At 32.5% G+C, this 12556-nt stretch carries 9 protein-coding genes; 3 read left to right on the top strand and 6 right to left on the bottom strand.

Features of this window, described 5'->3' with window-relative positions; all coding sequences use genetic code 11:
- Positions 1-6: 6 nt before the first annotated feature.
- From EV214_RS03425 to EV214_RS03440, 4 genes are all read right to left on the bottom strand, one after another.
- The gene (locus EV214_RS03425) at positions 7-1935 is read right to left on the bottom strand and encodes a DUF4214 domain-containing protein (protein WP_132242735.1); all 1929 of its coding nucleotides are present in this window, start codon (positions 1933-1935) and stop codon (positions 7-9) included.
- A 64-nt stretch (positions 1936-1999) separates the two neighbouring features.
- Complete coding sequence (locus EV214_RS03430; RefSeq protein WP_132242739.1) at positions 2000-3493, bottom strand: DUF4214 domain-containing protein; 1494 nt, start codon at positions 3491-3493, stop codon at positions 2000-2002.
- 77 nt (positions 3494-3570) lie between these two features.
- Positions 3571-5043 carry a DUF4214 domain-containing protein gene (locus EV214_RS03435; protein WP_132242741.1) on the bottom strand — a complete coding sequence of 491 codons (1473 nt, stop codon included), beginning with the start codon at positions 5041-5043 and terminating at the stop codon, positions 3571-3573.
- Positions 5044-5432: 389 nt separating this feature from the next.
- Positions 5433-6965, bottom strand: a complete 1533-nt coding sequence (locus EV214_RS03440; RefSeq protein ID WP_132242743.1) for a hypothetical protein — start codon at positions 6963-6965, stop codon at positions 5433-5435.
- Between the two features lie 191 nt (positions 6966-7156).
- Between EV214_RS03440 and EV214_RS03445 the strand changes: the two genes are divergently transcribed.
- Positions 7157-7978: a hypothetical protein gene (locus EV214_RS03445; protein WP_132242745.1), complete on the top strand. Its 822-nt coding sequence runs from the start codon at positions 7157-7159 to the stop codon at positions 7976-7978.
- Between the two features lie 111 nt (positions 7979-8089).
- Here EV214_RS03445 and EV214_RS03450 read toward each other — a convergent pair whose 3' ends face one another.
- Together EV214_RS03450 and EV214_RS03455 are read right to left on the bottom strand one after the other, a co-directional pair.
- Positions 8090-8866 (bottom strand): CsxC family protein, encoded by a 777-nt coding sequence (locus EV214_RS03450; RefSeq protein WP_132242747.1) that lies wholly within the window; start codon positions 8864-8866, stop codon positions 8090-8092.
- Between the two features lie 162 nt (positions 8867-9028).
- Complete coding sequence (locus EV214_RS03455; RefSeq protein ID WP_132242749.1) at positions 9029-10480, bottom strand: hypothetical protein; 1452 nt, start codon at positions 10478-10480, stop codon at positions 9029-9031.
- 246 nt (positions 10481-10726) lie between these two features.
- Between EV214_RS03455 and EV214_RS03460 the strand changes: the two genes are divergently transcribed.
- Positions 10727-11479 (top strand): hypothetical protein, encoded by a 753-nt coding sequence (locus EV214_RS03460; RefSeq protein ID WP_132242751.1) that lies wholly within the window; start codon positions 10727-10729, stop codon positions 11477-11479.
- 53 nt (positions 11480-11532) lie between these two features.
- Positions 11533-12537, top strand: a complete 1005-nt coding sequence (locus tag EV214_RS03465) for a glycosyltransferase (RefSeq protein WP_132242753.1) — start codon at positions 11533-11535, stop codon at positions 12535-12537.
- Positions 12538-12556 lie beyond the last annotated feature (19 nt).

Raw genomic sequence — 12556 nt, forward strand, 5'->3', positions numbered from 1 at the left:
ACTTTATCAGAAAATACTTTCATCAGTTTTTAGGATTTTAGATACTGCATCAGTGACACTTTGCAAATCGGGAAGGTTTAAACAAGTCTTTTTACCATGTAAACATTTTGCTTGAGTCCAAGACTCATTCCACCAACATGGTTGGCACAATCTCCTTGTAACCACATGTGTATCAGGGTAAGCAAAGCAAGTTTCTGATGTAGATGCAAAGATAACTACAGATGGTGCTCCCACTGCCTTGGCAAGATGATAAATTCCTCCTTCAATACCAATATAACCCTTGGATAACTTGAGATAACCGGCTGCTTGCCGTGGTGTTGTTTTACCCCGTAGATCCATTACGCCTGAATGTAGCAGTGAATCAGTTTCCACTCCTAACTGGACAGGAATAATTCCTTGCGAATGCAGCCATTTAATCAATCCATCCCATCCTTTTTCTGACCAGCGTTTTAATTCGCCAGGGACACTTCCTGCACTATCTGATACCACAACGTAATCTCCCAGAATTTTTTCTATCATTAGATTTGGTTTAATAAACACGTCGTTGCAATTGGCATACTTCTCAAGGCCGAGGGAATATAGCATGAGATCGCATACATGCTTATTAAGATCACTTACACGTATTCCAGAATTAGGAAAATGATTATAGAACCACAAATTTTTATAATAATAATCAGTATTTTTCCAGGTGCCATAAGCACGACTGACGTAGCGTAGATCAAACACATTTTCTACAAGGTTCACTACGCTTTTGGTTACTTGATGCAAATCCATAGATCCACATTCAATAGCTAGATCGATATATGGATGTTCATCAAATAGGGAACCACAGTATCCAATAATAGCAACTATAGGACGTTCTGGCTCCTTGGTTTTTAGTGCTTTTGCAACAGCAGTCATCTGAACGAAATCACCTAACCCCCCTGTTTTAACTAAAATATTTGTGGAATAGGGGAATTTGTGGGCGCTGAGTATTTCTTTGACATTTTCTCTAAAAACTTTATCTATGGGCATATGAGGCCAAAGGGTGGAGTAGTCTGTAGAAATCAAGGTGTTCTTCCTGTCTTCGCGATTTAGTGCATGAAACCTTGTTACTGCTTCTTCGCTCAGTAAGACAGTACGTAATATATCCAGCTTTGACGTGCCTGATTTTAATAAATGAACATAATGTTGAAATCCATCAAAATCAGGTGTCCTACCATGACATTCAAGGTACACCTTGGCAACAAAAGTTTCTTCGTCAGTTTTAATAAGTTGTTGAAAAAACTGCATGAGACTTTGAAGTGGTTTCTTTTGTACAAGTGCAGTAAATTCTGGGTCTTGAATCAACATTTTAAATATATCTGTTTTTGATAGTTCTAAAGACATGCTTTTAGTGAAAGTTTTCAATTCGTCATTCCTAGGATTACGCGACAATAGTTCCATATATAATTGGGTTATAAAAGCATGACCATCTTGTTTTAAAATATCATGTAAAATTTGTTGTATGTTGATTTGTGAATTTTTGAATGGATCTATTTTTCCTTCACAAAGATAGTTAATCATATTGTCATTTAGCAGGTGCTTTTCTAATATTTCCAATTTGCTTACGCCTGTACGCAAAAGTTCCACATTCTGTTGAATGTGCATTAGTTTAGAATGTTGTCCAAACATATAATTATGAAGCAGCGTTACAAATTCGTAGTCTTCTTTGCACATAATCTGTTGTAATATTGAAATCAATGAGGGTGAGCAAGAAAAAAGTTGTTGAAATTCGATACTCATGATAACACTTTCTAATATTTCATTCTTTGACCTAACAGATTCAGAAGAATCTGCAAAATTTGCTAAATCCTCTAGAGTAGGATTACGGTTTAAAAACTCCCTAAATAATCCGGTAACGAATGTTTGATGATCTGTTGCAAATAGTTGTTGAAGAACTTGAAAGGTTCTCATATAATCGTTCCTCCTAAAAAATATCTTCTTCCACAATTATTCTATGTTCTTTTGAAACAAGTTGTTACTTATTTTGCTTATTACCTTGCTCTAGTATTTTAGATACTTCAGCAGCAACACTTTCCCAATCAGGAAGGTTTAAGCAAGTTTTGCTACCTTGTACACATTTTCCCCGAGTCCAAGTATCATTCCACCAACAAGGTCGGCAGAGTCTCTTCGTAACTACATGTGTATCCGGGTAAGCAAAGCAAGTTTCTGACGTAGATGCAAAGATAACCACTGCAGGTGCTCCCACTGCTTTAGCAAGATGAAAAAGTCCTCCTTCAATACCAATATAACCTTTAGATAGCTTAAGATAACCAGCTGCTTGTCGTGGGGTAGTTTTACCTCGCAGATCCATTATTTCTGGATGTAGTAATGAATCTGTTGCTAATCCTAGCTGAATAGGAATAATTCCGTTTAGATGTAGCCATTTAATTAGTCCGTCCCATCCATCTGTTGACCATTGTTTTAATTGGCCAGGAATACTTCCGGGACTATCGCTTAATACAAAGTAATCTCCCTGAATTTTTTCTATCATTAAGTCAGGTTTAATAAACACATCGTTGCAATTGGTGTACTGCTCAAGGCCGAGGGAATATAACATGAGATCACAAACATGCTTATTAAGATTATCTACACGTATTCCAGAATGAGGAAAATGATTATAGTACCATAAATTTTTATAATAATAATCAGTATTTTTCCAGGTACCATAGGCACGACTGATGTATCGCAGATCAAACACATTTTCTGAAAGACCCACTACACTCTTGACCGCTTGACGGTCACTCATAGAGCCGCATTCAATGGCTAGATCTATATATGGATGATCATCAAATAACGAACCATAGTGTCCAACAACGGCAACTATGGGACGTTGTGCGTCCTTAATTTTTAGCGCTTTTGCAACAGGAGTCATCTGAACAAAATCACCCACCCCCCCTGTTTTAACTAAAATATTTGTGGTGTGAGGGAAATTATGGTTTCGAAGTATAGTTTTAACATTATCTCTAAAAACTTTGTTTATGGGCACTTGAGGCCAAAGGTCGGAGTAGTGTATGGAAACTGAAGGGTTCTTATTGTTGATAGTACGTTTTGTTTGGAATATCATTAATGCTTCTTTACTCAATAAGACAGTCCGCAATACATCAAGTTTTGGTGTACGCGTCTTTAATAAATGAACAAAATGTTGAAATTCACCTAAATCAGGATCCCTACCAAGATATTCACGATAAACTTCAGTTACGAAAGTTTCTTCATCCATTTTCATGAATCTATGAAAAATCGGGATGGGACTTTGAAATGATAACTTTTGTATAAACATAGCAAATTCTGTACTCCTGAGAATAATTTTTAATATTCTATTCTTTGACTTGCTACCAGATTTCAAGCAATGTGTAAAATATACTAAGTCTTCTGGGGCGGGATCACGGTTTAAAAACTCCTTAAATAGTCCCGTAACGAATGTTTCATGATCTGCTGCAAATAGTTGTTGAAGAATTTGAAAGGTTCTCATATAATTGCTCCTCCTAAAAAATATCTTCTTCCACAATTAATGTATGTCCTTTTGAGATGATTTGCTACTAATTTTCCCTATGAAATAATACTGGACGTTTTAGCAGCAACACTTTCCCAATCCGAAAGATTCAAACAAGTTTTGTGATCATGTAAACATCTTCCTTGATACCAAAGCTCATTCAACCAACATGGTGAGCATACTCCCTTCGTAACCACATGGGTATCCGGGTAAGCAAAGCAAGTTTCTGATGTAGTATTAAAGATAACCACAGTAGGTGCGCCTACTGCCTTAGCAAGATGAAAAAGTCCCCCTTCAATACCAATATAACCTTTAGATAGCTTGAGATAACCAGCTGCTTGCCGTAGGGTAGTTTTACCGCGCAGATCCATTACTCCTGGATGCAGCAATGAATCGGTTACTAACCCTAGCTGGACAGGAATGATTTCTTGCAAATGTAGCCAATTGATTAGTCCGTCCCATCCATCTGCTGACCATCGTTTTAATTCTTCCAAGCTACATCCCGGGCTGTCATTTACCACAATATAATCTTTGGGGATCTTTTCTATCGAAAAGTCTGGTTTTATAAAAACATCGCTGCAATTGGCATATTGTTCAAGGCCTAGAGAATATAGCATAATATCACAAACATGCTTATGAAGAGAATTTATTTGTGTTCCAGAATGAGGAAAATGGTCATAGTACCACTTGTTTTCATTATAATAATCACTATTTTCCCATGTTCCATAGGCACGACTCATATATCGCAGATCAAATACATTCTCTGCAAGTCCTACTAAGCTCTTCACTGCCTTATACCACCCCATAGATCCACATTGAATGGCTAAATCAATATATGGATGTTCATCAAATAAGGAAATACATTGATTGGTAACGGCTACTACAGGACGTTTAGGGTTCTTTGTTTTTAAGGCTTTTGCTACAGGAGTCAACTGAATGGCATCACCCAACCCCCCTGTTTTGACCAAAATATGGGTCTCGTATGGTAAATGATGTTCACGGAGTATTTTTTTTACATTTTCTCTAAAAGATCTGGATATGGGTATCTGGGGCCAGAGGGTGAAATAGTGTATGGAAACCGAGGTACCCTTACTGTTGACATTACTTGATGCATGAAATTTCTTTAATGCTTCTTCACTCAGTAAAACAATCCTTAATATATCAAGCTTTGATGTCCCGGTCTTTAATAAATGAACGAAATGTTGAAAGCCACCTAAATCAGGATCCCTATCAAGACATTCATGATAAACTTCAGTTATAAAAGTTTTTTCATCCATGCTCATAAATTTATGGAAAAAAGGCATGGAACTTTGATACGATTCCTTTTGCATAAGTTCATCAAATTCTGTACTCATGATAACAATCTTTAATATTTCATTTTTTGACCTACTACTAGATTTCAAGCAACGGGTAAAATATGCTAAATCTGCTGGAAGTGGATTGCGGTTTAAAAACTCCATAAATAGCCCATTGACGAATGTTTGGGGATCTGCTACAAATAGCTGCTGAAGCATTTGAAAAATACGCATGTAATCTCTCCTCGAAAAAACACTTTATTATAGAATTAGTATACGTTTTTTGAAAACTTGTTGTTACTTATTCTTTGCTTATAAAGGGGCGCTAACTATCACAACTACAGAAAACAGAAATGAATGATCATTGAAAAGTGCACTAGGTAAGATAGTAAAATAGATTTAGTAAATATGGAAAGGATATCCTTTGTTTCATAGAAGATGCCACCTTCTATAAGTGGGAGTGCAAATTGATTAAGGTGGGGTGGAATTCACATCGGAATCCTAGATGTTCAGATTTACTGAACGAGTTTACTGAAGTGATTTTATATAAAATAAAATAAAGGGAATCAGCAAAAAACTGATTCCCTAATAGTTTAATAGAACAGAATATGTTAGTTTCTATATTAATGAAAAAAATTTCTAAATAAGCCGATGCTTTTAGTTTTATTAATTTGTTTTTCCAGTAGTATATTCTTTGTATGTAAATTATGTATATTTGATTGCATTTTTTCTAATTGATTTTTATAAGTTTTGACTTCATTGAGTAATTCTTTATTTTTTTGATCAGATAATTTCTGATTGGATAGTATATTTTGAAAGTGTTTTTCTTTAATGTTCATATTTTTTTGATATTCTTTATGTTTTTCACTATTTTCATGTAACATGTTTAAATATTGTTCATTTTGTTTCTTTAGTTGTTTTATTTCGTCTTTCAAAAAAGAAATATTACTTTCTAATGTTTTTAGGAGGTTGTTTTTCATTTCAAGTTCTTGATTTTTGTTGTATAATTCTAGGTTTACTTTTTTGAATGAATTTACAGATTGATCTTGTTGATGTGTAGAGGAATGTTTCTGTGAACTTAAACTATTTTTCTTTGAAATCGTATAAGGGGTGAAATCTATTGCTTCATTTTCAAAAGAGTATTCTATCTCGTGTAAGAATATAGGTGCAATATCAGATGGATTTTCAGACAATATATAGTTGGCATGATAGGGTAGGAGAGAGCTGTTAGGACTTTTTACAAATTTTATAAGATAAATAGATGTAGGGAGCAAGTCTATTTTATGTGGATCATTCCAAGTTGAATGATCTCCTAATTTTAATGAATAGAAAATATTTTCTTTTGTTAAGGTATAACATATAATAGAATTTTTTATATATAAAAGCTGATGCCGTATAATAGGTTTATTTATTTCTAAAATAAGTGATAGGGTATATGGGATGTGTTTTTTACAATCAAAAGAAATATATTTTATACAATAGTTTTTTTTGATTTTATCTATCCAACATATATGGATGATATCTTCTAGACCAACGATTGCATCCAAATGGAAAGATTTTAAAAATATACAATTACTAACAAGTATAGGGGTTGACCATGTATAGGATGGAATAGAGAGATTTCTTATCATTAAATCATAAATGATATTGTTATTATTCAAGTAGATGAAATATAATTCATGATGTTCATTGCTAATGAGAATATATGGTTTTATATTTTCTTTTAAATAAAGTTTAGTAAGGACTTGCTTTTTCCAACAACGTTCCTCTTTGTAGTAAGCAACAATAGACCACAAATTTGGGGCATCTAAATTATGCCAACAAAATAAAATATATGGAGAATGAAGTGAGAATTTGATATTTATATATTTGAATTCTTCAAAATCAAGATCTATTTCATATAACAAATGAGTAGTCCAAGTTTGACCATCATAATAATTGTAAAAAAAATCCCCATCACTATCCAGAATAACTACACCGATATTCCCATTAGTGTCAATGGCAACATCGAATTCTAATATATTCCCATTACATAGTTTGATCTTCTCGTTTTTAGTATCTGAAAAATAGCTGATGCCATCATGTGACTCTGAAAAGAAATGTAGTATCTTGTCTAGTGTACATAAATGGATATTTGTGTTTTCTTTTATAGACATTCACACCACCTACCTTAGTTTAATATATTAATTGCAAGTGTATAGTATGTTAAAGATTTTTTTAATTAAATTTTTAATCTTTAATCACAAAAATAAAGGTAGATACATAATATGCAAGTAGAACAAAAACTTTAAAGAGCTACTTAAAAATATGATAGCACATATGCTATGAGTAAAAAGGGGGAAAATATATGTATAAGCCAACATCTTGTGGAATCAGCATATATACTCCAGGTGTAATTCCAGAAGAATTGAGAGATCAATTTGGAAATGCATGTGAATTAGTATGCGTTCAAATCCCAAAAGTTTATGATTCATGTTTATTAAGAGAATGCTTGGTTGGAGAACCTGACAAGGCAAAGCCCGAAGAGGGAATCTTCTTTGATTCAGATCTTCGTGTAAGAATTGATTGTAGTGCAGATGGTATAGTAAATCCAAGAGTAGTAGGTCTTGTACCTGGATCATTTAAAGTGATCAGCAAAAGACCAGTTTCGGCAGATCCTGATAGAAAATTCATTACTTTCACATATCAATTAAGAATATTATATGATATCGTATTTGATGATGGAACCATATCTAAAGACAATGAACTACTATTAAGAAGAAGTGAAACGGTTGGGCCTTTATATTGTCCAGAGTCTCTCGCAATTATTAGAGAAAGTAAAGTAGATCAATCTGGAACAATAAAACCTGCAACAGATGAAGATGATGAGATTGTAAAATTAGAAATCGTAGCGAGAGTTCTTGACGCCCAAATTGTAAAGGAAGATTGTGATACGCCTTGTGACCCTTATGATGATGTATGTTTTGCAGTATTTACAGTAGGAATTTTTAACATTATAAAATGTGAATTGATTGTACAATTAGTTATACCAGCATTTGGATTCTGTCCACCACCTGCACCATGTGAAAAATTGGGAGAGCCTTGTGAGATATTTAATCAACAATTGCCACCAGATTTCTTCCCACCGCAATTAGATGATTTCATTACTGGTCCGGGATTAGATTGCTAATTTACAAACAAATAGAATGAGATGTTCAGGCAATGAACATCTCATTCTATTTGTAGACTAAAAAACACCTAGACATTGTAAATTATAGGTGTTTTTTAGAAAATTGATGGATTAATCTGTAATGCAAGGGGGAATGCGTACTTGACGATTTTGTAGTATTTTAAGCGTAAGTTCTATAACCATTTTTTCTTCAATTTTACTAAATAACTTTTCTTCAAAAGGAAGTGTCCCTTTAGTTGCGTGTTGACGATTGAGGTACTCATCAAACTCAACGATTCTACTATTGATTAATTCACAGAAAGGAAGTTCATTAAAGTATTCTGTACTTATTTGGTTAAATTCAGAAAAATCACCAGACAATAAATTGTCTTTTTCTGCAAAATTAGGACTCTTTAAATCTTCTCTTTTGAAATATTCGAATTCTTCTCTAGTAGTAGTAACAACAGGTAATGGTGCTATGCCATTGAAAGTGACAGGCGTTACACATTCGAAGGGGACATCTATCGTACAATGTTTAATATCTCCACATACACCTTGTTCAGTTGAACAACACCCACGCGTAGCATAATCAATATTTTTACGGACAAATCCTTTTATGAAAAGTTTATTGGTGTCTTGTAGAAGCAGGCATTGCGTGATTTTCAATCGTTTATGAATTTGTTTTACTTCCAATGCAGGTTCAGGTAGGTTAATTATTGAAGAAACGTCAATCTGTAGATTAAGTTCTGCGAGGACTACAGGTATTTTAGCGATAGCACCTGCCTGTAATGAGGTGATAGGAACAGGTATATTTTCACACTCTGTTAAAGTATTTCCAGTAATGGAAACACATGGTTTCTTCGGATATATTTTTTGGTTTTGAGACAGATTATATTTGTTCCAAGGCATTTTTTTCCCTCCAATTTTTTTTTAGATGTAAGACAAAAATTTCGTGTCCTTAATCCTAGTACATGTTATTCATGTTGTCCTAGATAAGTTACTATTCATCTTGTTAAATAAAAAATAAAATTCTGCTTTCGCAGAACTTTTGATCAAGATAAAAAACAACAACTATTTAAACAAATTCTTAAATTTTAGAAACAGATTATTATTCGTACTTTTTAAGCATTGCTCAAGTTTTGAATAGAGCTGTGTTAGTTCTTCAATGCTAAGCACTGTTATTTCCTGTTGTTTATTTAGAGTGCTTAATAATTGACGGATAGCTTCCTGTTCTTTTCGAATATCTTGAAGGATAGGTATTAATTCTATCAATTGATCATTTATATCTAATATTTCGGTATTATTATTTTCTTCAGATTCTTGTTCGATATCTTCATTCTCTATATTTAAATTCAGTGGTGTTGAAGCATCAGCATCAACATTTGAAGATGAATGAATTTTGGGTATATTGACGAATTTGTTAGGGGTTTGATGATCATGTGCTGAACGAAACATGTATTCTTGTTGAGTAGATTGCGAATAGTCTTTAAAAGGCATCGCATCTAGTCCAATGATGAAAAATTCGTGATTTGCTAATAATCCATAAGTAATCGGGATTTTAATTTCTGACCAGGATTTATAGATATTCCCTATCACAGAAATAGAAGATAATTTATGATTAGGATCCAATTCAATTTTAGTAGATTCGCTCCATGTATTATCTAATATATTTTTACTTTTATTAAAATATTTATTATTTTGTTTCCATAATATTTCGATATTATTTTCAACTTGAAAAATAAAAGGATGAGTACTGTTAGCGCCTTCACTTGATATTTTTTTGACTTCAGACCAATCGGGTTTAGAAGAATTAATTTTAGGATTATACAGATAAAATACTCCGAGATTATTATTATAGAAACCAGACCAAGCAATATGTGCACCATTTGTATTATCACAAAGTATAAAGGGATGCGTATTATCTTGTGAAAGATTACTTATTTTGGTAGGAATACTCCATGAATGGTAGGCATAGTTGTATTTACAATAATATATTTGATATTTTTTATCATATAAGGATTTGAATACAATATGCATATTATTATGAGGATCAATATCTACATGAAAAGGCAGATCATATTTTTCTGTGATGATATCACATACTTTTTCATTAATCCATGATTGTGTATTCCAATAGTGATGCTTTAGTGTCCATAATTCAGAATGAATGATATTTGAAATAGCCATTAAAATATGAATGTGATCATTGACAATAAACAATTTCAAGTTTTTAAATTGATAGGATTTTGCATCATATTTTGTTAGATATCTACAATCCCATTTATTATCTCTATAAATGCAATACTTTAAATCTCCTGATGAAGAAATACTGACAAGATGAAATCTGCCAAGATTATCTATATCGATACAATAATCTGTTACATTTTCACTGATTTTTACTGTAGCATAAACTTCATTATTCTTAATGGTTTTCACATATACATCTTTGTTAATACAATGAAAATAGTATATGAAACCAGATTTACTATAATGTAGATATTGTTGATCAGAAGTAAATTCCATATTATTACACCTCCAAATTTATAAACAAAAAGATTTGTCCTATTATAATCTATTTAATAAAAAAGAAAAAATGACATGAATAACAAAAAAGTATAGACTATTCTTTCAAATACCTTTCAAACTATAGAAATATAATATTTGATAATTAAAATAAAATTATAATCATATGATGGTATGAGAAGGATAATGATAAAATTCTAAATCTAGAAGAAAGATATTTAATATAAAAGAAAGGAGAATGGATAGATGACGAAAAACGTTTTTAATACCAATAAATCAATACATCAGAAAATTGCTGAGCCTGCTCCGTATGCTACATATGATAGTCATATGCGTAAACGTACAGAAAAACAATTAGAGATAATAACGGATACCATAGAACCTGTATGTGTTTTAGCAGATAAGGTTTATTCCTATTGCCAACAAAGAGATTGTTTTCCAAAATTTCGAGTAAAGATAGGGAATCAAGAGGAGCAATTTCAATTTGTGGGGATAACTTTTCAAGAAGGATGCATAGCTGAAGGGACACTGAATGTTACACCAGTAGGATCAAAAAGACCCAATTTTTCTAGAGTGAAATTTATGCTAAAGATTCCTTTTACAATAAGCTTAAGAAATAATGCCTCTCATGAAACTATAAGCATAAATGGATTGCTACCAGATATATTAAAAGATGTTGTTTTATTTATGCCGGAAGCAAGAAATGAATTTAATTTTAGAATTGTAGTAGAAACACGTTCTGAAGTGTTAGCGCCTCCAGAAATGATTAAGGAAGAAATTGAAATTCCAATAGGTATATTATCAGTAATTCGGGTAGTTGGAAGGATTCAGGTATTAATACCGGCGTATAGTTTATCTCTTGAACCTCCAGAAGCTGAAAATTACGAGGAAGTAGAAAAATCAATGTGTCAAGAATTTGGAAATAGAGTATTTCCAGATGACTTTTTCCCACCAAAATTTAGAGATTTAGACATTGGGATGCAAATACCTAGAAAATAATAATCACCATAAATTTGGTGATTATTATTTTCTAGAATGAAAAGAGTGATCAAATGGATGTATTATTTCAAATAAGAAAAGATTATTTGAGCAATGTGGCGGGAGATAGTATAATCGTACAAAATTTAAGAAAACAGTTAATAGATTTAGGTGTAAAAGTAGACATACATACAGATGAAAGGATTAATTTAAGCAAATATGATATTGTGCATATTTTTAATACAATACGCGTACAGGAAAGTTATCAATTTATGAAACATGCATTAAGTAATCATAAAAAGATTGTGCTAACACCTATATACTGGGATCTTCAAAATTATCTTAGTGAGACGAAACAGACAGAAAAATTAGTATATTGGCATTATAGTGAAAAAAAGCGAAAGTTCTTATTTGATCATTGCGATATTTATTTACCGCATTGTATTGGCGAGGCGGAATTGATTATAAGGAATTATCACAATTATGTGAAATATGAAGTTATTCCTTATGGTGTAGATGAAAGATTTTCGATGGGTACGAAGCATTATCTTATGGATCAATATGGAATAGATAATTATATTTTATGTGTAGGAAGAATTAATGAACAGAAGAATCAGTTGGGCTTAATAAGGGCCCTTTCAAATGAAAAAATCCCATTGGTATTAGTAGGATCCGTGAATGATAAGCAATATCTTAAAAAGTGTATGAAAGAAGTGAATGGAAATATTCTACTATTGGATAATGTAAAGACGTCCCAATTAAATTCATTATATAAAAGTGCGAAGGTACATGTATTACCCAGTTGGATAGAATATCCAGGGCTTGCTAATCTTGAAGCAGGTATGGCTGGGTGTAATGTTGTGACAACAGAAATTGGGTCAACGAAAGATGTTTTTGGAGAGTTTGTAAGATACTGTAATCCTTATGATGAGCAATCTATATATAAACAAACAATGGAAGCTTTCGAAACAGCTACGAATAATATATTTAGGGATTATATTATGGAAAACTATACTTGGTTGAAATCAGCTAAAAAAGTTAAAGATATATATTTATTGTTGACGGAACAGAAAAGGTGATGCGTATTAGGTATAAATA

This window comes from Marinisporobacter balticus (assembly GCF_004345705.1).
GTDB classification, from domain to species: Bacteria; Bacillota; Clostridia; order Peptostreptococcales; family Thermotaleaceae; genus Marinisporobacter; species Marinisporobacter balticus.

Bases quoted from the DNA above. Each gene is read 5' to 3' on its own strand.
- EV214_RS03425 (WP_132242735.1), bottom strand. From the start codon at position 1,935: ATGAGAACCTTTCAAGTTCTTCAACAACTATTTGCAACAGATCATCAA.
- EV214_RS03430 (WP_132242739.1), bottom strand. From the start codon at position 3,493: ATGAGAACCTTTCAAATTCTTCAACAACTATTTGCAGCAGATCATGAA.
- EV214_RS03435 (WP_132242741.1), bottom strand. From the start codon at position 5,043: ATGCGTATTTTTCAAATGCTTCAGCAGCTATTTGTAGCAGATCCCCAA.
- EV214_RS03440 (WP_132242743.1), bottom strand. From the start codon at position 6,965: ATGTCTATAAAAGAAAACACAAATATCCATTTATGTACACTAGACAAG.
- EV214_RS03445 (WP_132242745.1), top strand. From the start codon at position 7,157: ATGTATAAGCCAACATCTTGTGGAATCAGCATATATACTCCAGGTGTA.
- EV214_RS03450 (WP_132242747.1), bottom strand. From the start codon at position 8,866: ATGCCTTGGAACAAATATAATCTGTCTCAAAACCAAAAAATATATCCG.
- EV214_RS03455 (WP_132242749.1), bottom strand. From the start codon at position 10,480: ATGGAATTTACTTCTGATCAACAATATCTACATTATAGTAAATCTGGT.
- EV214_RS03460 (WP_132242751.1), top strand. From the start codon at position 10,727: ATGACGAAAAACGTTTTTAATACCAATAAATCAATACATCAGAAAATT.
- EV214_RS03465 (WP_132242753.1), top strand. From the start codon at position 11,533: ATGGATGTATTATTTCAAATAAGAAAAGATTATTTGAGCAATGTGGCG.